The 18,868-nt window shown below is 71.2% G+C and carries 22 protein-coding genes and 2 pseudogenes; all 24 read right to left on the bottom strand.

Annotated elements, in window-relative coordinates; translation table 11 throughout:
• Positions 1–6: 6 nt before the first annotated feature.
• Positions 7–264, bottom strand: a complete 258-nt coding sequence (locus tag ABT254_RS39045) for an XF1762 family protein (protein ID WP_351481398.1) — start codon at positions 262–264, stop codon at positions 7–9.
• Positions 261–2,051 carry a type IV secretory system conjugative DNA transfer family protein gene (locus tag ABT254_RS39040; RefSeq protein WP_351481395.1) on the bottom strand — a complete coding sequence of 597 codons (1,791 nt, stop codon included), beginning with the start codon at positions 2,049–2,051 and terminating at the stop codon, positions 261–263. The genes ABT254_RS39045 and ABT254_RS39040 overlap by 4 nt, the downstream gene beginning before the upstream one ends.
• 32 nt (positions 2,052–2,083) lie before the next feature.
• Positions 2,084–2,653, bottom strand: coding sequence for an SPDY domain-containing protein (locus tag ABT254_RS39035; protein ID WP_351481392.1), 570 nt, complete (start codon positions 2,651–2,653; stop codon positions 2,084–2,086).
• Positions 2,641–2,727 (bottom strand): annotated as a pseudogene (locus tag ABT254_RS39030) (SPDY domain-containing protein); the annotation flags it as partial. The gene ABT254_RS39035 and the pseudogene ABT254_RS39030, both read right to left, overlap by 13 nt.
• A gap of 134 nt (positions 2,728–2,861) precedes the next feature.
• Positions 2,862–3,374 carry a hypothetical protein gene (locus ABT254_RS39025; RefSeq protein ID WP_351481389.1) on the bottom strand — a complete coding sequence of 171 codons (513 nt, stop codon included), beginning with the start codon at positions 3,372–3,374 and terminating at the stop codon, positions 2,862–2,864.
• A 73-nt stretch (positions 3,375–3,447) separates the two neighbouring features.
• Positions 3,448–4,268: pseudogene (locus ABT254_RS39020) on the bottom strand (SPDY domain-containing protein).
• Complete coding sequence (locus ABT254_RS39015) at positions 4,259–4,615, bottom strand: hypothetical protein (RefSeq protein ID WP_351481388.1); 357 nt, start codon at positions 4,613–4,615, stop codon at positions 4,259–4,261. The pseudogene ABT254_RS39020 and the gene ABT254_RS39015 overlap by 10 nt, the downstream one beginning before the upstream one ends.
• A gap of 25 nt (positions 4,616–4,640) precedes the next feature.
• A complete protein-coding gene (locus tag ABT254_RS39010; protein ID WP_351481386.1) occupies positions 4,641–5,462 on the bottom strand; it encodes an SPDY domain-containing protein in 822 nt (273 codons plus the stop codon).
• Complete coding sequence (locus ABT254_RS39005) at positions 5,459–5,842, bottom strand: hypothetical protein (RefSeq protein ID WP_285512885.1); 384 nt, start codon at positions 5,840–5,842, stop codon at positions 5,459–5,461. Before ABT254_RS39005 ends, ABT254_RS39010 begins: the two co-directional genes overlap by 4 nt.
• 276 nt (positions 5,843–6,118) lie before the next feature.
• Positions 6,119–6,526: a hypothetical protein gene (locus tag ABT254_RS39000; RefSeq protein ID WP_351481383.1), complete on the bottom strand. Its 408-nt coding sequence runs from the start codon at positions 6,524–6,526 to the stop codon at positions 6,119–6,121.
• Positions 6,527–7,183: 657 nt separating this feature from the next.
• Positions 7,184–7,942, bottom strand: a complete 759-nt coding sequence (locus ABT254_RS38995; RefSeq protein ID WP_351481381.1) for a hypothetical protein — start codon at positions 7,940–7,942, stop codon at positions 7,184–7,186.
• Between the two features lie 213 nt (positions 7,943–8,155).
• Positions 8,156–9,001 carry a relaxase/mobilization nuclease gene (locus tag ABT254_RS38990; RefSeq protein WP_351481379.1) on the bottom strand — a complete coding sequence of 282 codons (846 nt, stop codon included), beginning with the start codon at positions 8,999–9,001 and terminating at the stop codon, positions 8,156–8,158.
• Complete coding sequence (locus ABT254_RS38985; RefSeq protein WP_351481376.1) at positions 8,998–9,423, bottom strand: hypothetical protein; 426 nt, start codon at positions 9,421–9,423, stop codon at positions 8,998–9,000. Before ABT254_RS38985 ends, ABT254_RS38990 begins: the two co-directional genes overlap by 4 nt.
• 99 nt (positions 9,424–9,522) lie before the next feature.
• A complete protein-coding gene (locus ABT254_RS38980) occupies positions 9,523–10,020 on the bottom strand; it encodes a hypothetical protein (RefSeq protein ID WP_351481373.1) in 498 nt (165 codons plus the stop codon).
• Positions 10,021–10,458: 438 nt separating this feature from the next.
• Positions 10,459–11,631, bottom strand: a complete 1,173-nt coding sequence (locus ABT254_RS38975; protein WP_351481371.1) for a hypothetical protein — start codon at positions 11,629–11,631, stop codon at positions 10,459–10,461.
• Positions 11,628–12,086, bottom strand: coding sequence for a hypothetical protein (locus ABT254_RS38970; RefSeq protein WP_351481369.1), 459 nt, complete (start codon positions 12,084–12,086; stop codon positions 11,628–11,630). The genes ABT254_RS38975 and ABT254_RS38970 overlap by 4 nt, the downstream gene beginning before the upstream one ends.
• A gap of 38 nt (positions 12,087–12,124) precedes the next feature.
• A complete protein-coding gene (locus tag ABT254_RS38965) occupies positions 12,125–13,231 on the bottom strand; it encodes a hypothetical protein (RefSeq protein ID WP_351481366.1) in 1,107 nt (368 codons plus the stop codon).
• On the bottom strand, positions 13,224–13,967 hold the full coding sequence (locus ABT254_RS38960) for a glycosyltransferase family 2 protein (RefSeq protein WP_351481534.1): 744 nt from the start codon (positions 13,965–13,967) through the stop codon (positions 13,224–13,226). The genes ABT254_RS38965 and ABT254_RS38960 overlap by 8 nt, the downstream gene beginning before the upstream one ends.
• 47 nt (positions 13,968–14,014) lie before the next feature.
• Positions 14,015–14,587 (bottom strand): hypothetical protein, encoded by a 573-nt coding sequence (locus tag ABT254_RS38955; RefSeq protein WP_351481532.1) that lies wholly within the window; start codon positions 14,585–14,587, stop codon positions 14,015–14,017.
• A 98-nt stretch (positions 14,588–14,685) separates the two neighbouring features.
• Positions 14,686–15,597: a DUF8094 domain-containing protein gene (locus ABT254_RS38950; RefSeq protein WP_502972130.1), complete on the bottom strand. Its 912-nt coding sequence runs from the start codon at positions 15,595–15,597 to the stop codon at positions 14,686–14,688.
• A gap of 184 nt (positions 15,598–15,781) precedes the next feature.
• Positions 15,782–16,279: a hypothetical protein gene (locus ABT254_RS38945; protein WP_351481360.1), complete on the bottom strand. Its 498-nt coding sequence runs from the start codon at positions 16,277–16,279 to the stop codon at positions 15,782–15,784.
• A gap of 48 nt (positions 16,280–16,327) precedes the next feature.
• A complete protein-coding gene (locus ABT254_RS38940) occupies positions 16,328–16,756 on the bottom strand; it encodes a hypothetical protein (RefSeq protein ID WP_351481357.1) in 429 nt (142 codons plus the stop codon).
• Complete coding sequence (locus ABT254_RS38935; RefSeq protein ID WP_351481354.1) at positions 16,753–18,285, bottom strand: VirB4 family type IV secretion system protein; 1,533 nt, start codon at positions 18,283–18,285, stop codon at positions 16,753–16,755. Before ABT254_RS38935 ends, ABT254_RS38940 begins: the two co-directional genes overlap by 4 nt.
• Positions 18,286–18,313: 28 nt before the next feature.
• Positions 18,314–18,775 carry a DUF6238 family protein gene (locus ABT254_RS38930; protein ID WP_351481351.1) on the bottom strand — a complete coding sequence of 154 codons (462 nt, stop codon included), beginning with the start codon at positions 18,773–18,775 and terminating at the stop codon, positions 18,314–18,316.
• Positions 18,776–18,868 lie beyond the last annotated feature (93 nt).

Here is an 18,868-nt window from a genome sequence, read left to right as displayed (position 1 = left end):
CGGGCCTCACCGCCCCGCAGCTACCTGACTCGCCTTTCCGCACGTTCTGATAGCCGGATGCACCAACAGGGTGGCGCCGTCGTCGAGGTGGCGGGCCACGGGCCGGCCGACGATGGCCACGGCGCGCAGGATGCCGGTCTCGTCGGCGGCGCCGACGGCGAAGATCTGCCCTGCAGGCGCTGGGTGGTGGCGGTGCCAGGTGCGCACGAAGTCCTTCGCCTGGCGTGAGCGGACCGGCACCAGGTGCAGCGAAGTGGCGCTCACACGGCCTTCCCGAAGTCGGACTGCTTCGGTGCGTGCTTCGCGACGGCGCGGGCAGTGATCGCCGCGGACGCGCGGGCGGACGCCGCGGACAGTTCCTCCGCCCCGGGCTCCCGGTACCACGGCCGTAGGTCGAGCATGGCGGCGCGCATGCCGGTGGCGAAGCAGAGCGCGGTCCCCTTGGGCAGGGCGCGGATCGCGTCGGCGGGCAGGATCCGCTCCTGCCGCATGCTGACCGAGGTCGACTTCCCTGACTCCGAGTGCGAGGTGGACGTGGTCTCCACGTCGTGGTCGCCGATCAAGCGGCTGAGCTTGTCCGCGAAGTCGGGGTCGTCGATGCCGGAACCGATGACCTTGACGGTCGAGGCGGACCACATGGCGTCCATGCCCGCGTCCCCCCAGACCTTTTGGCCCTGGCGGTAGGACTGCAGGATCGTGATCGGGATGATCCCGCGGCTGCCGAGGTGGGAGTACAAGTCCGGCAGGTCGCTGATCTTGCACACGTTGGCGGCCTCGTCGAGGATCGCCAGCATCGGAGGGTCGAGGCGTCCGCCTGCGCGCTCGGCTTGCGCGGTCGCGGCCCGCATCACCGAGTCCGCGCACGCGGCGATCAGCGCCGATGCTCCGCCTCCGCCGTCTTTGCTGAGCAGGAACAGCGTGTCGGTGGACGTGACGAACTGCTCCGGCCGGAATTCCGGGACGTCCTTCTGCGGTGTCACCCAGGCGGCGATTTCCGCGTTCAGGAGCGAGGAGGCGTACTGCCGGGCGGTCTCGTAGATGCCGTCTCGGGTTTCGGGCGGCCCTTCGACGGTGCCCTTGAGCTGAGCGGCGACGGCGGTGAACCCGTGGTCGCGCAGGATGTCCAGCGGCGTGCGGTCGGCGGGGAAGGCGAGCCACTGCATGATGTCGGTGATCGGCCGCTTGTCGAGCGCTGCGGCGAGGAGCAGCTGGGAGAGGATGTTGCTGCCGGCCTTGGACCAGAAGTCGCCCTGCTGGGAGGCGTCCACCGAGGCGGCGAGGAAGTGTCCGGCGAGCCGGTTCGCCCCGTCCAGGGTGGTTGCACTGGCGAGGGGGTTCCACCACATCTCGCGGGCGGCGTGCGCGATCTGTTGTGGATCCATGGTCCACACCGTCCCCGCCCGGGCCCTCGCCTCGTAGGCGGTGGTGAAGGCGTCGCCGGCGGCCTTGTTCGACGTCAGCAGGACCGGGCCGGGTGCGCCAAGCATGGACGGGATGGCGAGCGAGGTGGTCTTGCCGGACCGGGGCGCCATGATCGCGACAGCGACGTCCTCGAACCCCATCCTGACCTCGTGCCGGCTGCCTTGCAGGTTGCCGAGAAGGATGCCGGTGTCCTTCGCGTCGATGTGCTTGCTGTCCTTCAGGCTGGGGCGCAGGGAGCGGGCTTTGTCGGTGATCGCCTTGGCCATCAGCGGCTCGATGTCCCGGGCCTTGGCCATGTCGGTGAACTTCGTCCGGCCGCCGCTTCGGTTCTTGTGCCGGGCCCACAGGATGCCCGCCCCCACCCCGAAGGCCAGGAGCAGGAGAACGGGGACGATGCGGGCACCGATCAGCAGGGACGTTTCGCCTGCGTGGGGCCAGACCTGCTCGGGATGGAGCAGGGCCTCGGTCGGTTGGTACGGGGCCCAACTGGTGCCGGTGAGGTAGGCGGTGATGTTGCCGGACAGCCAGGCCAGGTGGGACAGGGGGACGACGACGGCGAGCACGCCGAGGAGAAGGCGCAGGACGAGGTCGTATCCGTCGGTGTTGCTGCTGGAGGAGGAAGGGGGCAAGGGCTACGTGCTTCCGGGCGGGGAGGTGAGGGTCAGCGGCTGCGGGTGTTCCTGGCCGACTGCTGCCGCGAGGGGATCGAGACCCTCGGCGCGGTCACGCGCCGGGCAGCGAGGGTTTGGACGCGTTCTTCCAGCGCCCCGGCGACGTACACGGTGCGCACATCCGTGGTCTGGCGGGTGACGACGCTGGGGGCGAGGCTCGGCAGACTGCGCCCGCGGTCGATGCGGAGCACGGGCTTCGGATCGGCGAGCGCACTGGTGAACGCGGCGACGACGTGAGGCGGGGTGTGCTCGCCGAAGCGGGCCTGCCACACCTTCTGATGCATGCCGAGGGTGACGGTGACGAACCAGGCTTCCGGATCAGCCGGCGTTCCCAGGCGCTCGATGTACGCCGTCTTGTCGGGGGAAACGAGGCTGTTGTCGCCGTACGGTGACCAACCGGTCTGTCGGGGTGCTCCGTACGGGTCGGAAGGCGCGTCAGCGGCTGGGGCCGGGTCGGTGACGGTGTCGGTGACGGCGGCGATGAGTTCGACGGGGGGCGGGCGCCGAAGCTGGCGTACCAGGCGGGCCGGTCCGGCTCGGCTGCGTGGTGAAGGGTCCACCACTGTCCGTCGGGGTCGGGCTCCAGGCGAAGGATGGCCTTCTGGTCGGGGCTGGAAAGCAGGACGCGCGGCATCAGGAGGTCGTTGCCGTGGCTCCAGCCGCAGGCGCGGTGGAGGGGGACGGTGATCCAGGCGGGGTCACCGCCGCCGGCGAGGTGGCGCGGGGTGATGAAGTCGACCTCGACGGTCTCGGGAGTCGCGGGCATGTTCACTTCCGTGCCGCGATTCGCCGGACGGCCGAAGGGGCCGGTATAGAGGCCAGAGGCGAATGGGCCTTGCGGGCAGCGGTGTTGATCTCCCGGAGCGCTTTGCCATGGGTGGCCCAGTCGTCGAGGTAGCTCCACGACTCGGCGTGATGCTCGGCGAGGGCGTCGTCGAATTCGGCGGTGCCGGGCTTGGCGGTGGCGGGGAGCGCGTCGCGGGTGACCAGCCATTGCTCGTGCAGTTCGTCGAGCCGGTCGAGGGCGTCGCGCAGGACGCCCAACTGGTAGACCCAGCGGCTCTGCACCGTGTTCTCGGGCAGCTGGGCCAGCTGTGTCTCGGCGGTCGCCAGCAGGTGACGGGCGCCGTAGCGGAGCGGCTCGAACGCCTCGGAGGTGTCGGCGTCGCGCTGGCTTGCGCGCATGCCGTAGGCGTGGTCGTCGTAAGGCCAGCCATCGAGGTCGGTGTGCTCGTCGGAGTAAGCGTCCCAGGCGTCGAGGATCTTCTTGCTGTCACGCACGTAGTGGTCGAGATGGCGCAGGAAGTCGCGGTGTGCGTGGTGGTCTCGGGAGATGGGGAGGGGTCCTGTCGGTTCAGCGGCGAGCGGCCGGCTGCGCGCTGCCGGCGTGCACCAGGGTCGTGGCGGGTTTCATCTGCTGGCGGCGGGCGGAGCGTGCCTGCGTGCGGAGCGACTTGAGGCGCGTGGCGTGGGCGTCGACCACCTGCTGTGGTCGCAGCGGGCTGGGCTCCTGTACGGCGCTGTAGTGGCCGGTGCGGTCGTACATGCCGCGCTGGAGCGGGCTGCGGTCGGCCAGTGCGGTGAGAAACGCACTGGCCAGGTGGTGGGGGTGTGCTCGTCGAGGTAGGCGTGCCAGATGCGCGGGCCGGGAAACTCTCCGTGGCCGGGCTCGCGGGTCTCGATGTGCCAGGACGACCGGTCATGGAATTCACTCAGCGGGCGCAGTTCGATGTGGCACATGGAGTCCGGCGAGCGTGCGGTGCCGCCTGAGCCGTGGTGCCATCCCGCCGAGGTCACCGGCTGCCACGGGTCCGGCTGCTGTGGCAGCGGGGCGATGAGGGCGTCGGTGAACGCGGCGAGGACCTCGGCGGGCACGAGTTCGCCGAACTCGGCGTACCAGCCGGGCTCGGTGCCGGCGGGCTCCGCCCGTAGCCGCCACCACGCCGAGGTGCGGGACTGCGGGTCGAACTGGAGACGGTAGCGAAGGTCAGGGCTGCGCAGGACGATCTCGGCGCTCAGGGGATCGGAGACGGCGCTCCATCCAGCGGCGGCCAGGCCGTGGGTGACGTGGCGGGCGTCTCCGGGACCGGCGAGGTGGCGGGGGCTGGTGTCGAACGGGATCTGCCCCCCGTGCTTGTCGGCGAAGGAGGCGAGCTGCCGTTCGCTCAGCGGCACCAGCAGCACCCCGGCTCGCTCGTGGCGGCGCTGCCGTACAGGTGGCGCAGGTCGTCCACGACGTAGTGGAGGGTGTGCTGGTCGGTCTGTTCCCACGCGGACGTGCGCAACTCGGCGATCAGGAGGTCAACTTGCGCGCTGCGGGGGGTGTCCGGGTGTTCCTGTACTGCGCGGGCGAGGGCGCGCAGCGTGTCGGCGAGTTGGACGGGCAGGCCCGTGTACTCGTCGAGGAGAGGCTCGACGAGGGCGAGGGCCTCCGCGGGCTCAGGGTTCTCGCGCAGGTAGTCGGTGAGGTCCGCCAGCGTTTCGGTCAGGGTGCGGATGGTGTCCGGGGTGAGTGCGGGCATCGGGCTCCTTGCAAGGGGGCGGGGGTCAGCGGCGGGTCCGGGCACGGCCGGTCTCGGTGTAGGGACGGGGGCTGGTGCGCGGCCGGGTGCTTCGGGCGCTGTTGCGGGCCCAGGTGGCGGCGCGGGCGGCCGTGATGCGGGCCTGCTGCCACGCACTGAGCTGGGAGGGTTTGACGGAGACCGACCAGGTAGGGATCTGCGCGCTGTGCGGCACGCGTCCGCGCGGGCGCATCACGGGGTCGGGGCTGGCGAGTTCGGTCGAGAAGGCTTGCACCAGGTACATAGGGGTGTTCGGCGTGAAGTTGGCTGTCCAGCCATTGCCCTGCTTGTCCTGCGCTCCGGTCCACCACATCGCCGAGCCGTCGGCGCCCTGGTGGTACTGCATCCACGCGGTGCCGTCGGGGCTGGTCGCCATGTAGTGCTCGCCCTCGAAACGCGTGTGCCAATTCTGCTCCTGCAACGGCGCCCAGACGTTGGGGGCGTGTGCGGAGCGGGGCCGGGTGAGAGCGTCGGTCAGACCGGCGACGATCTCCACAGGGGTCTGCCGGCCCAGGTGCGCCGACCACTCGCCGTTGGCACCGTCTGCCTGGCCGTGGATGGTCCACCCGCCGGGAAGGAGGTAAGGGTCGTAGGAGACGCGGATGGTGCGGTCCGGACTCTCCATGAACAGAGGGCCGCCCGACTTGGACTTGTCCCGCCAGCCCGAGGCGCGCAGGAACTCCGAGACGTGCCGAACATCGCCGCCACCAGCCAGGCCACGGGGCTGGACGAGGTAGTGCTGCTCGGCCTGCTCGGCCTGCTCGGCCTGCTCGCCCGGTCCCCAGCCCTGCCACTGCCTCTTCTTCACCGGTGCCGCCGGACGACGAGCGGTGCGGGTGCCGGGGGCTTTGCCGCCGCAGTGGTGGGCTGGGTGCCGACGTGCTGCAAGGTGTCCTTGTGCTCGTCCAGGTCGAGGGCGACGTCGTGCAGTTCGTTCGACGCGCGGCCCAGGGCGAGCCACACCTCCGCGGGGAGCGCGCCTCGCTCCGCCTGGTCCTTTGCGAACAGGCTTCCGGTGGAGACGAGGTGGGTGACGCCGCCGAGGACTCCGGTGTCCGGGTCGAGAACGCGGGCAATGACCTGAGCGGCCTGGGGCGGGGGAAGCTGCGAGAGGTGGTCGGCGAGCTGGCCGAGCTGGCGGGTGATCTCGTCGGCCAGTCTCACGGGGTAGGGGACGGGGTGGGACATGCTCCTCCGGGGCGGATGATCAGTGGTGGTGGCGGTGGCCGACGCGCTGCGTCTCGGCGAGGACGCCCTCCGGGCGGGCGCCGGCCAGCGGGGTGGCGCGGTCGGGGCCGGTGGGAATGCAGGCGCGCAGGTAGCGACGGAACAGGGCCGTGGCGAGCCGGGGTTTGAGCCGGTTGCTGATCGGTGGGGGTGTGCGGGTTACTACTGGGTTCTCCGGGAATCGGGCGGTGCGGTGGCCGGGCGGCCCCGGCGTCATGCCGGGGCCGCCCGGGCGTATTACGGAGTACGGCGGGCCGGTGCGTGGCGCGGGGGGCAGCCGACCGGTGCCCGTTGCAGCGCGGCAGGGCGGGCCGTACGGGTGCGGATGTCGTGCACGGCCTGCCGATAGGTGGCTTCGTCGAAGACACCAGGCGCGCAGTTGACCTCATACCCGGCCAGAAGCAGGGCAGGGATGGCGCGGGTCACCAGGCGCTTCTGCTCGTCGGCATCGAGGTGTTCGGGCATGATGTGCCAGATGTAGAGCGGGGCGTCCGTGGGGTATGCGTGGCGCTCCAGGCCGAGACTTTCCAGCAGTTCGTGGAGCTTGGCTGGGGCGCCGGTCGGGGTGTCGGCGTGGATGGTGGTCGTCAGAGCCTTGATGTAGATCTCGACGTCCGTGCCGTACTCGTCGGCCAGGTTGGCCATGCAGTTCTCTCCGGGGTTAACGGCGGCGGGATACCGAGGACTGGGCGCGGCTCGGCGGCGGTGCGGCGGCCGGCCACCGCGCCGACCGTGCGGCGTGATTGCGGGCGCGGAGGATCACGTGGGCGGCCTCGCTCATGGATCTCGCAGTGTCCTCGAGCCGCGCGATCGGCTCGAGTTCCTCGCCGGGTGCGGACCCTTGGAGGTCACCGGCGGAGATCCAGGCGCGGACGACCATTTCCCTGGTGAGGGTCAGCAGCCCATGGACGGGGGCAGCGACCTCGGTCAGGACCTCTGCCTATCGCTGGTCTCGGCGGCAGCGACTCGCTCGGCGAGCCGGGCCAGGTAGCGCAGGGCCGCGTCGCGTTCGCCGTCTGGTGTGGCCAGCATGTTCAGGGAGGGTGCGAGGTGGACGCTGTGACCGGCGGCGAGCAGGGCGTATGAAGCGGTGGTTGCCTTCAGGCGCTGCTGCTCGACGGGCAGGCCATGTGGAAGCCGGTGGTAGTCCCCGCGAAGTCCGGCAGCGGAGAGGAAGCCCCCGGTCCGCTGGACGATGTCCGCCGCCTTCTCGGTGCCGCCGATGGCGACGACCAGGTCGGTGCGGGGGGTCCTTGGTGATGGTGACGTACTCCAGCACCCAGAAGTCGGGCTCCGGCTGCTTCATCGACCTCTGATGGCCGGCGTACGGCTGCCAGCCGGTACCGGCGGCATGGACGCTGGGGCGGCGGTGGGCGTGGTCCGGCACGCGGGGTGCTGGAGGGCGGTGCCGATGCCGAGTGCCTCGAGTTGCGGGCCGAGCTCGCGCAGGGCGCGGGCCTGGGCTTGGGTGTCGTCTCCGTTGAGGCGGTAGATGCCGCTCTGCGGGTCCTGGACGAAGCCATGGGCCATGAGGATGGTGCCGGCACGGTCGTCGGCAGGGGCAGCGGCGACACTGCCGTCCTGCTGCCAGGTAAGGACGACCCGGTCCGGCTGGGAGGGCTGGATGCCGCCCAGGGCGTTGTGGCGGACCTGGGCGAGGGCGCTGTCGTAGCGAGCGAGCAAGTCGCCGACGACCTGCTCGGCGCTCAGGAACGGGTCGTTGGCCAGGGCGATGCCGTTGGGCTCGGGGACGGCGCGGTACGCCTCGTCGGGCAGGGCGCGGGGGGCGACGGCGGCGATGAGGAATCCCTCGCGTTCGTCATGCCGGTCAAGGACGACGAGCTGGGCTCCGTCCGCGCGGTTCAGGACGGCGGCCTGCTGCAGCGGGTGCTCGGCGAAGGATGCGGCTACCAGGTCCAGGTCCCATATACGGTCGGCAAGTTCGGCGAGGTCGTCCTTAGCGTCCGGCGGGAGGTGGGAGCTGGTCCAGGTGTCAGGGAGTTCGCCGGCGAGAACGTCGGCGTACGAGGCGAGGCGCTCGGAGGTGTCGTGGTCGTGCATGGTGTCCTTGGGCGAGGTGGGAGTCAGCGGCGCAGTCCGGCGGCCAACGGGGGCGGCGGGGCAGGGAGCGTGCGTGGCGGGGGCGGGCAGGCGCACACGGCGGAGCGCTCTTGCTCGGTCGACGGAACTTCCCCGGTACAGGTGCTGCGGCCGGAATGCGGGTCGCGGCGGATGGCCAGGAAGCGGTCGGTACGGGGCAAGAAGACGTTTCGCCTACGGTGATCGGTGAGCGGTGTGCCGGATGGGGGCCGGGACGGCGACGGCAGGAGGCTGAACCAGGTGGGCCGCGGTGCTGTCCAGGTCCTGCTGGATGGCATGGAGGCGGCGGGCGATCAGCTCCAGGCGGGGTGCCGTATCGCTGCTGGCCGCTCCTGGCTGGCGGGCGATCCGGTGCGCTGTGTGCTCGACGAGTCCGCGCACCGTGGCCAGCGGGCCTGCCTGTTCGTCAGCGAGCTGTGTGAGGACGCTCGCGAGCTGGGCCGATGCCGTGGGCGCGGAGCGAATGGTAGGCCGCGGAGCGGGGCCGGAGCGAACGGGGATCAGGTGGAGGTCCTGCTCGATGCGACGCGCCTCGTTCGCAAGGCGCCGCAGTTTGTCGGTGGGAGGGGCGTGCCACGCCCCGTCGAGATGGATCAGGTTGGCGATCAGGTCGAGACGCCCGGGCTGGGCATGGACGGCGATCCACCGGCAGCCGTGATCTTTACCGGGAATCTCGATGCCGGCGGCCCGCGCAAGCCGGTGAGCGACTTCGGCCCACTCGCGTCCTGTCAGTTCCCGGTCGTCCGGGTGAAGGCGGACGTCGAGGTGGAGGATCGCCCGCCGGTCGTCTTCTGGGCTGGCGGCGAGCGGGTGCTCCAGGTAGGGGTCTTCGAGGTGCTCGGCCCACTGGACGGCTGTCCAGGTCTTCTGCTCGTCGGCCAAGGTGAAGTAATCCAGGCCCGGCCAGTGGGCGACGACCGCGTACTCCGTCAGGCCCTCGTTCGGTGAGACCGGCCGGCCGAGCGCCTCTGCGAGCGGGTCGTGGGGCCGGTGGGTCCGCTCGTGCAGGCGGGGGATCACCGGCCGCTCCGGATGTCGGCAATGTGCACGAGCTGGCCCAGGGCGGTGGTGGTGTACCAGCCGCAGTCGATCAGCTCGTCGCGGCCTGCGAACCGTGCAAGGAGGGCGTCCTCCATGGCCTGCAGGTAGATCAGGCAGTCCGGGCAGCGGCGCGAGAGGTGCACGAGGTAGCGGGGGTGGCCGGTGACGTAGGACTGAGTGCCGCCGGTCGCATCACGCAGCCGCCACCCGTCCTCGTCGGTCGGCGTGTGCCAGGACGGGGCCACGACGCGCATCGCATCGCCCCACAGTTCCCCGCCGGCCACCCCTTTCAAGACGACGACGGTGTCGCCGGCCTGGAAGTGGGCGTGGGTGATATCCCGGTCGGGAGTGAGCGGGTCGGGCGTCGGCGCGAAGGCCGAAGTGGGCGGGGGCTGGGACATGCGGTTCCTTCCACGCAGTCGGTGGCGGGGTGGAGGAACAATGGTCCGGAGGAACGCCGGTTTGGCTAACCGGCGTTTCCCGGCTATGTTCCCCCGCCGTCAGCGGAACGGGTTCTCCGTCCCGCGGTCTGCCTCGGTGGCTGCGTCGAGGAGTTCGAGCAGGTCAGTGCCTTCGGCATCGCGCTGGTCGATCCACCATCCGGCACGGGTGATGGAGCGGGCCTTCTCCTCCAGCGCCGCCCAGTCCGTCTCGTCCCAACTCCCTTCTATGACCAGCGCGGTGTGTGCGGCAGTCATCAGCTGGTGTCGGGAGCGCTCGCCCCAGTCCAGGGCCTTCTCCGGGCCCTCCAACTGCGGCATGTCGAACTGCTTCGCCCAGGCGACAGCCGCCTCCTGCTCCTCGGCGCGCTTCGCCGCGAGCCACTCCTGCTTGGACACGGTGTCGGTGTCGCGCGCCGCCTTCCAGCAGTCGGTGCAGTCCTTCGACGCGAGCCATCGGGCGAAACCGGCTCGCTTGTCGGCAGGACGATTGGACAGGTCATGATCCACACGGTGGGAGCAGGCGTGCTCCACGGTCCACTGCGTACGCACGGCCATAAACGGGTCTCCTCAAACGGGTTGGAAGTGGTGGAGTTGCGCCCTGATCAGGGCGTCTTGTGCCGGCCTCGGAGTGGGCGGCGGTGTCGGCCGCACGGCAGCTGTCCGGCGGGGCCGAGACGTCGGCGCGCGGCGAGAAGGACGACGAGAAGGCCGCTGTAGCGGCGGGGAGCACAGCGCTGGCGAGCGACTGCTCGGCAAGGCGGTACCGGCGGACTGTCCGACGCCGACCGACAGGATCAGCCACGGGTATGCCTCGCTGGACCGGCCCGCCGGGGCAAGAGTGTCCGTGGTCACGCAGGCGCAGGCGACCACGACGGTCAGGAACGCACCGCGCACGGCGACCGCGACGGTGGCCGCGATGGGCCCCGGCAGAGCCACAAGCGGGAGCCACCCGGCGAGGAACGCGGCATCGGGGCAAGGCGCCGGGGGCGGTGTTCAGCGGTGGCGGGCGGTTGTGCTGGCACGGGGCGTGGTATCCACGGCGGGGCCCGGTGGGGCGCGCAGCGCGGGGGTGCGGTGTGGAGGCAGGACGGCGACGGTCGCGCCGAGGCCCTCGGCAGCTTCTTCGACTTCGCGGGTGAGGAACTCGATCTGCCGGCCCAGCGCTGAAAGGCGGGCGGCGATCTGGCGGCCCTGCACGGTCTCCAGGGCGCTGGCGAACTGGCTGCTTGTTTCCAGGAGTTCCTGGAGGCGGATCATCGGGCCGGCGTCGTAGCCGCGTTGGACGGCGCCGAGTAGGGCATCGGAGGCGTCTCCTGCGGTCTGGCCTTCGACGACGTCGCGGATGAGTTCCTGCAGGGACACCTCCGGGGCCGGTGCCGGGCGGTTGAACCGGGAGACGTCCGCGCGCAGCACGCCGGGCGGGACCGGGGCGGGCAGTACCTTCCCTGCCTCGTATTCGTGCGCGTAGTGCCCGATCACCTGCCAGCCCGGTGCGTCCGGGTCGCCTCGCAGCGCGACCAGCGTCGAGTCGTCGTCCTCGATCAGGTGGGCGAGGGTGATCGGCTGCCCGTCGGCGGCGTACCACGACTCGGTCAGTTCCAGCTCGCCTCGCCTCTGCGCTGCCTGGGCCATCTCGGTCCACATCCGCTGTTCCTCGTCGACCAGCGGAGCCTTGTGGTGCTGGCCATCGCTCTGGTCGGCGAGGTTGCTGGCGATGGAGCTGTGGTCCGCCCAGGCGGCGAGGTGGGGCCACAGGGCCGAGTGCTGAGTGCGTTCGGCCGGGGAGCCGGGGGCGGCCGGCCGGTCGAGGGCCCGGCGGATCTCGGCGGCGGAGGAGGCCAGGCCGTCCAGCACGGTCCGCCACCCGGCCAGGTGCCGGGCGGGTGGCAGCTCGTCGAGTACAAGGCGGGCGGCATCGAGCAGAGCCTCGGCGTGTGGGGAGAGGTGGGTGGTGTACGCCTCCACCGCCGCCTTGTCGCGGTGCCCTCGTGCGGCTGCCGCGGCGTCCGGATGGACGGTGCGGCCGAAGCGGTTGCGTGTGATGTCGAGCGCGGCCTCGGTCTCACGGGCGATGACCGCCATCCGTAGCCGGAAGTCACGGGCCGCATTGGCGAGTTCCGGTGTCGTCAAGGGGCCGTCGGCGACCGGATTACTCGCGGGCGTCATCGGGACCGCACGCCGCCCGGAGCCGCCAGGTGGACGGTCGGTGCGGAGGTGGGCTTCGGCGGGATCGGCCGGGCCGACGGCGGGGAGGTGGTGGGCGGTGTGGAGCGCTGTGTCGTTCGCCCGGCGGCGGCTTGGGCGAGACGGCTGCGGCGCTCCTGGAGCCCGTTGGGTCGGACAGGGCGCGGCGGGCCCGCGGAGATAGATGGGTCGAGGCAAATGTCGGCCTGCATGGTGTAGCCCTGGCGGCGGAGATCGTGGACGGCCTGGCGGGTGCGGCGGGGGCCGTCGCGCTCGGGCTCGCTGAGCCGGTACAAGCCGGGTTCATCGGGGACGGGCTCGAACTGCTCGCGCACCAGGTACCAGTGGGCGAGGTGCGCGGGCACCGAGGAGGTGAAGGAGGCAACGAAGCCATGGGTGGCGTGGTCGCCGAAGGCGAAGTGGGTGCCGGGTTGCAAGGGGGCGGGATTCTCCTCGCGTTGTCGGAGTGGAACTGTCAGCGACTGCGTTGCGTGGGCCGGGCCGTGGTGAGGGGGCGGGCTGGCGCGGCGACGGGAAGAGCCGGGCGGCGGTGAGGTGTGCTCACGCGGGCCTGACGCAAGAACGTCTCGCCGTCGGTGAGCCAGGTCTCGATGGCCGGCCACGCGCGTGCACGGCGCTCCTGCGGCGGCACAGAACCGCCGTGGACCACCTCGTCGAGCAGGGCCTCGGCATCAGCCACGGCGTCGGCCAGGCGGGACAGCACCGTGGCGTCGTCGGGCCATGGGCTGCTGGCAGGACGGCACCGGTCGATCAGCGTCGGGGCGTGGTCGACGACGACGAGGAAACGGCGCCAGGCATGGTCGAGGAATTCCTCGGTCACGGAGCCGAGAGCGGCGGCGCTCAGAGGGGTGGCGTCGCTGTAGCGGCCGGAGGCGACCTTGGCCTGCCAGGTGTCGCGCTCGGAGCGGATGTCCCCGAGTACGGCGGCGATGGCCGCGGTCCGGCGGGCGTGGACGGCCTGCTCGTAGGAGGGCAGATACCGGTCGGCGACGGCCTGGGCCGCGCGGCCGGCGAACGGCGGCAGGACGATGCTGTGCGGGGCGTGCGGATCGCCGTACCCCTCTTCGAGGCACTCTGGAGCGAAGGCGCCGACCAGGTAGTCGAGTTGGCGGCCGGGGCGCTCGATGAACAGCAGCGTGGTGCCGTGCACTGTGTCGGTGAGCGTGGCGGCGTAGGGGATGCGTTCGCTCTGGAGGGCGCGGCCGAGTTCGCCGCTGTCCCAGATCCAGGGCACGAGGTCTTCCTGCCAGGCGGGGTGCGAGTAGATCTCGACTGAGGCATGCCACTGCCCCGGCAGTTGGCGGGCGAGGTCGCGGGCGGCATCGCCGATGAAGCGCCGGCTGCTCGTGTGCACGCTGGTGCGGTGCCGTTTTGCGCATGTGACCAGATCGACCACGGTGGTCCCGGTGCCATCTGCCGGCAGGTGGTAGACGCCCTCGTCGTCTCGCCGGAAGCCGCTCTCCGTGAGGGCGGTGTGTGCCCACGGGTACTGCTCGCCCGAGGCGATGGCGACGATGCCAGACTCCCGGCTGTGCGACAGGATGATCTGTGCTTCAGCCATGGACGAGGTCCTCACGGCGGGGCAGGGCGGCGCGCAGGCTGCGGCCGTAGTCCCAGGCGTGCTCGCGGGCTGCCGTGTCCAGCTGGTCGTATCCGACCTGGGCCGTCATCTGCCCGCCCCATTTGCGATATCTGTACACGGGGACCGGCAGCAGGATTCCGGGCCCAAGAGCAGTGACGCCGAGGGCCGCGCAGTAGTCCTCGCCCTGGACGAGGCGGCCCATTGGAGCGGCGCGCACGAGGTCGGTGCGGGCGAGGATCGTTGTCGGCCCGATGGGGATGGTGTCCGCCGGCGACTTCCAGTACGTCCACACGTCGCCGGCCTCGTGCCGACCGGGCGGCGTGGGGCAGCGCCACAGGGTAGTCGAGCCGTCGGGGTGCCGGTCCTCGCTCCATCCCGCACACCAGCCGACCCCGGTCGATTCCAGGGTCTTCAGCCGTACGGACATGGCGTCGTCGGTGAACTCATCATCGTCATCAGCCCAGTTGGTGTACCGGGTGCGGACATGGGTGAGGGCCAGGTTCCGGGCGCAGGCGGCGCCGACCGGGCGGGGCAGAGCAAGCGTGCGGATGCGGGGGTCCTGCGCGAGCGGGGCGGGCAGTCGGTCGGGCGAGGCACCGTCCAGGGCGATCACGGCCTCCCACGGCACGGACTGCCGGGTAAGACTGGCGTGCATGGCGGTCAGATACTCCAGCCGGTCTTCGCGCAGGCGGCTGGCGATGACGACGGTGATCAGCGGCGTGGTGTGCGGGGACAGGGAGGGCTCCGGGAAGACGAGGAGAACTAGCGGCGGGCGGCGGGGCGCGGGGTGCCGACCTTCGCCGGGGCTGCGGCGGGGGCGCTCGGGGGCGGCGTGCTGCGCGATAGTCGGATAGTTGGCGCGGGGTCGAGGGAGGACCAGGCCGCCGGGTGGTCGTTGAAAACGGTGAGCGGGTCGGTGTCCCAGTCCACGACCGGGCCGATGTCCTCGTTCAGGAGGCTGATCACCTCGACGCCATGGTTGTGCAGGACGTACCCCCACTGCATGTCCTGCACGTCGGCGGTATAGGCGGTGACCGACATCCGCACCGGCGGGAAGCCGTCCGGGGTGATCAGGTGGTCGAGGGTGCGGCTGGGCCACTGCTCGCCGCCGGTCAGCGCGGCCACAAGCGTGGGCGGGGCGCCGTCGAGGAGATCGGTGCCCAGCTCGCCCCAGCCGACGGCGACGTCGTCGATGAGGTGCCGGCACATGGCCTCGACGTTGCGTCCGAACTTGTACTGGTAGGCGGCCAGGAGCAGCGGGAGGTGGTGGCTGGGTAGGCCGTCGAGCTGGACGTGGATGCCGCTGTATCCCGTGCCGGTGGTGGGGCGGGCGATGAAGGAACGTGTGGACAGGGAGTTCTCCGGATCGAGCAAGAGGGGCCGTGCGTTGGGCGGCCGTCAAGGTGGGGTGCGACGCGTCAGGGGCGGTGCGTCTACGCGCGGTTCGACCAGGAGTCGACCGGGGGGCCGGAGGCGTTGACGCGGGCGCAGGTGTAGCCGATCAGTCGGGACGGTTCGGCCTTCGCTGGGACGGTGGCGGCGTCGTTGCACACGAACGTGTACGTGATGGAGGTGCGGGGCACGTCGTGGAGCCAGGCCCGGTCGTCCTTGCCGGGGTTGATCTGGAGGCCGGAGTGCGCGACGGCGTCGGTCTGGGTGTGCGTGTGGGAGAAGAGGATCAGCGCGCCGCCGTCGGTGGTCTTGAGGGCGTAGGCGTCCGTGTGGCGGTTCGCGGCGCCGGCGAAGACGGTGATGCCCTGGTTCCCGTAGCGGGTGCCGGCCTTGTGGTGGACCTCGATCTGGCGCTTGCTCGCCTTGGTCGGCGCGAAGACCTTCGTCCCGGTGTGCGCGCCTCCGGTGGCGAAGTTGTCAAGCACGGCTGTGCGCAGCAGGTCGGTGCCCGCTGCCAGCTGCTTGTTGCCGTCGGCGGCGACGGCCGTCGCGTACCCGTCCCGGTCGAGGGCGATGTCGGGCAGTTTCTGGCTGTCGAGGTCGACGACGGAGACCATCTCCCAACGCTTGTGCTGGGGCCGTTCGACGAACACTGCAAGACGCGAGGGAGCCTTGCCCTTCTGGTCCGAGAGCGCGGCGGCGAACCAGCGGTCCTGCCCGACTCTCAGGCGCGGGATGTACAGCTCGGCGCTCGCCAAGTCGTAGGACCACGGCTTGTACGGCTTGTGATCTGCCGCGGGAAGCCCCTCGGTCTCTCTGTAATCCGATATGGACATCGCGTACAGCGGGCCGTCCTCGACCGTGTCGAGCAGGTGGCGGTTCCGGTCGGTGTTGGCCTCGTTGTTGATTTTCGAGTAGTGGGCGATCTGGGCGAGGGCCTCCTTCTTCGTCAGCGCCGGCTCGGCGGTCGGCGCGGGGGAGGCGTTGCGAGGGGCCGTTGCTGTGATGTGGGCGTCGGGACTACCGGAGGTGGCGCAGGCGGACGCGGTCAGCGCGACGGATACAGCGGTGACCAGGAGGGCGGAACGGCGGGCTGAGGTGTGCAGGGGAATCAGGGAGCTCCGGGAAAGTAGCGGATTAGCGGATACGGGATGCCGCGGGCGGGGACGGCGCGGTCACGGCGGGTGCCGGGCGGGTATCGGCGGCGGCACGCAGTTGCTTCGCGGCGCGGGCGAGGCAGGTGCGGCTCTCACCGAGCCGGTCCACGAGACCCTGGTGCGCGGAGGCGATCGCCCGGGTGCGGGTGGGACCAGGCGCTTGGCGGGTGAGGTCGGCGTGAAGGCCGAGGTGGTGGACGGCGGCGCCGAGGGCGGCGAGCGCGGCACCGGTGGGCTCGGCCGCTTGGACGAGCGCGAGCGTGGTGCGGCGGTGGGTGGCCGTGATGCGGGTCGGGTAGCGGGCGGTGGCCCGGTGGCGGAAGGCACTCTCGCCGACGAGGTAGGTCAGCAGCTGGGCCAGGTGGCGGACCTCGTCGTCCAGGATCTCGCTCAGGGCCGGGTCCGGTGGGATCTGGTCGGGGAGCGGGAGGTGGTCGGCCACGGTATTGAGCCGGTCGGCCATGTCGTGCAGCAGCATCCGCTGGTCAGGATCGGACAGCGGGAACTCCAGGATGGGTGGGGGCGTCTACCGCCGTGCTGAGGACGGCGTGCCTGCCGTCGGCTGCGTGCCCAGCGCCGCTGTGGGCGGGCGAGTCGGTGGGCGGGCGGAAGCGGGGGCGGCGTGGCGGAAGTTGACGCCGATGCCCTGGGCGGTGAGCAGCCGGACGGCGGTCTGGATCAGCAGGGCGCGGTCGGTGGTGCTGTAGGAGGCGGGCAGCACGAATGCCGACTCGTGCGGGCTGTATTGGAAGTAGCAGCCGTAGAGCACCGTGCGGGCGTCTTCGGGCACCGACAGCTCGGCGTAGGACGGCGCGGCTGGCACCCGGCCGGTGTCGTCCAGCAGGTGCCACTGCTCGGCGGCGTCGAGGAGTTTGGCCGTCATGACGTCGAGCGCGTCGATGAGGTGGAGTGTGTGGTTACGGGGGATCAGTTCGCGTTGGGCATCGGGATTCATGAGCCTCCTGCGTTTATATGCATTCGAGCGTCGGTGTCGAAGAGTGCAAGCTCGTACGCGTGCAGGAGGTGTTGCACGATGAAAGATCGTCCGGCGACTTTCCATAGGCCACGCCCTCGGTTGAGGTGGGCGATGGCGTCCATTTCGACGGAGGATAGGCCGAGAAGAGAGGCCGCGGCATGGAGTTGGTCGGTCTCCTGGCGGTAGATGATGCGGGTGCTGCAGTCGGCGAGGAGGCCCTCGGCCAAGGCCCGGCCCTGTGATCCTGCGTCGCCGGCGGTGAGCAGGTCGGACAGCCGGTGGATGACCATGAGGTTGGCGATGCCGAGGCCGCGTGAGAGCTTCCACTGGGCCTGCATGCGCTGCAGCAGGCCGACGTGCCGCATCAACCGCCACGCCTCGTCGTAGACGATCCAGCGCCGGCCGCCGGACGGGTCGGAGAGGGCGGATTCCATCCAGGCACTCGCGCAGGTCATCGCCAGGACGAGTGCGGTGTCGTCGCCGGATCCGCCGAGCCGGGAGAGGTCGATGGTGAGCATCGGTGCGTGCGGGTCGAAGGCGACTGTGGAAGGGGCGTCGAACATGCCGGCCAGGTCACCGTGGACGAGGCGGCGCATGGCGTGGGCTAGGTCGCGTGCGGCGTCGCCGAGTTGGCCCGACATCATCCCGGCGGCCTCGTCGAGCGCGCGGGGGTTGTTGAGGGCGGCGGCGACATCGCCGAGCAGCGGGGTGCGGCCGGTGGCGGCGGCGCGGGTGACGACGGCGTCGAGGGCGACGTCCAGGGCGGTGTGCTCCATGGGCATCAGGTCCCGGCCCAGGACCGTCCGTGCCAGGGAACCGAGCAGGAGCAGGCGCCGCTTGCGGATCTCGCCGACCCAGTCGGCCTCCGCTATGCCCTGCGGGCGCGGGGCCGCGTCCAGGGGGTTCAACCTGCCGGGCAGGCCGGGGCCGAGAGCGACGGACCGGCCGCCGAGGGCTTGCGCCACCGGCGTCCACTCGCCTTTCGGGTCACACGGGACGTAGACGCGGTATCCGAAGGCCACCGAGCGCAGCGCGAAGCTCTTGGCGAGCGCGCTCTTGCCCTGGCCGATCACCCCGGCGAGCAGGAGGTTCGGGTTGGTGAATCCCTCGACCTTGCCGTACAGCGCAAACGGATCGAAGACGAAGGATGCTTCCGCGTGGACGTCGCGCCCGATGTAGATGCCCTCCGCGCCGAGTCCGCCTTCGGCCAGGAAGGGATATGCGCCGGCGGCCACGGCCGTCGTCATGCGGTGGGCGGGCAGCTTCAGCCGGCTCCCCCGCGCGGAGGCGGGTCCGGGACGTCCGCTCGCCGGGTAGAGCGCGGTGGGCATCTCGTGGGCGGCGGACGTGCTCGCGGTCTGGTGGACGCTGGCTTCGGCGCGAGCCTTTGCGGTGGCCGCGGCGAGCTGGCGACGGGCGGCCTTGCGGCTGGCACGGTCGGTGCCGTGGGGGGTGAACAGGGGGCTGGCGGACGCGCGACGGGCGCGACGGGCGGGCCGGTGGTTCATCGAGGGCCTTCGATTCTGCGGGTGGTGCTCATCGCACGCAGGCCGTGGTGTGCGGGCGAAGGTCGGTGGGGGTGGTCTTGCGGCGGATGACGTGTCCGGCGGCGAGGTGGCGCTGGCAGATCGTCAGTACGGGCGGCCCCTCGGGTAGCTGTTCTGGATGGCAGGCGCTCGCCTCGGCGTCTGCCACGGTGGTGCTGGGCAGCAGGTGGAAGGCGGCGTGGACCTCGCTGGTGGCCTGCCAGAGGCGGGTGTGCGCGCTGGCCAAGTGACGGCCGGCGGCGGGGTGCGGCGGACGGGTGGTTACGGCGAGGCGGTCCAGGAGCTGGTGCAGGGCGGTGAGGTGGGCGTGCAGTACGTCAAGGTGCAGGCGGTCCGCCGGCAGGGGCGGGGCGGCGTCCGACGAGGCAAGGGCCCGGGTGTGGTGGCGGACGCCGGCGCTCGCGGCGCGGAGGTATGGGTGCGCGTTGTCCGGAGGTGTGCGGGAGGTCAAAGGTGGTGGTCCTTCCTGCCGGGAGGCAGGGCGGCGACGGGTGGTCCGTCGCGAGTGATCGAAGTGCAGCGGGCCAGGGTGCTGGTGGCAACG

It is taken from the genome of Streptomyces sp. NPDC001137 (genome assembly GCF_040298885.1).
Lineage (GTDB): Bacteria > Actinomycetota > Actinomycetes > Streptomycetales > Streptomycetaceae > Streptomyces.
This window is presented reverse-complemented; position numbering and strand designations above follow the sequence as displayed.

Excerpts from the sequence above, each read along its gene's own strand:
- ABT254_RS39015 (WP_351481388.1), bottom strand. The coding sequence starts at position 4,615 with ATGCCCGCACTCACCCCGGACACCATCCGCACCCTGACCGAAACGCTG.
- ABT254_RS39005 (WP_285512885.1), bottom strand. The coding sequence starts at position 5,842 with ATGTCCCACCCCGTCCCCTACCCCGTGAGACTGGCCGACGAGATCACC.
- ABT254_RS39000 (WP_351481383.1), bottom strand. The coding sequence starts at position 6,526 with ATGGCCAACCTGGCCGACGAGTACGGCACGGACGTCGAGATCTACATC.
- ABT254_RS38995 (WP_351481381.1), bottom strand. The coding sequence starts at position 7,942 with ATGCACGACCACGACACCTCCGAGCGCCTCGCCTCGTACGCCGACGTT.
- ABT254_RS38985 (WP_351481376.1), bottom strand. The coding sequence starts at position 9,423 with ATGTCCCAGCCCCCGCCCACTTCGGCCTTCGCGCCGACGCCCGACCCG.
- ABT254_RS38980 (WP_351481373.1), bottom strand. The coding sequence starts at position 10,020 with ATGGCCGTGCGTACGCAGTGGACCGTGGAGCACGCCTGCTCCCACCGT.
- ABT254_RS38975 (WP_351481371.1), bottom strand. The coding sequence starts at position 11,631 with ATGACGCCCGCGAGTAATCCGGTCGCCGACGGCCCCTTGACGACACCG.
- ABT254_RS38965 (WP_351481366.1), bottom strand. The coding sequence starts at position 13,231 with ATGGCTGAAGCACAGATCATCCTGTCGCACAGCCGGGAGTCTGGCATC.
- ABT254_RS38945 (WP_351481360.1), bottom strand. The coding sequence starts at position 16,279 with ATGCTGCTGCACGACATGGCCGACCGGCTCAATACCGTGGCCGACCAC.
- ABT254_RS38940 (WP_351481357.1), bottom strand. The coding sequence starts at position 16,756 with ATGAATCCCGATGCCCAACGCGAACTGATCCCCCGTAACCACACACTC.
- ABT254_RS38935 (WP_351481354.1), bottom strand. The coding sequence starts at position 18,285 with ATGAACCACCGGCCCGCCCGTCGCGCCCGTCGCGCGTCCGCCAGCCCC.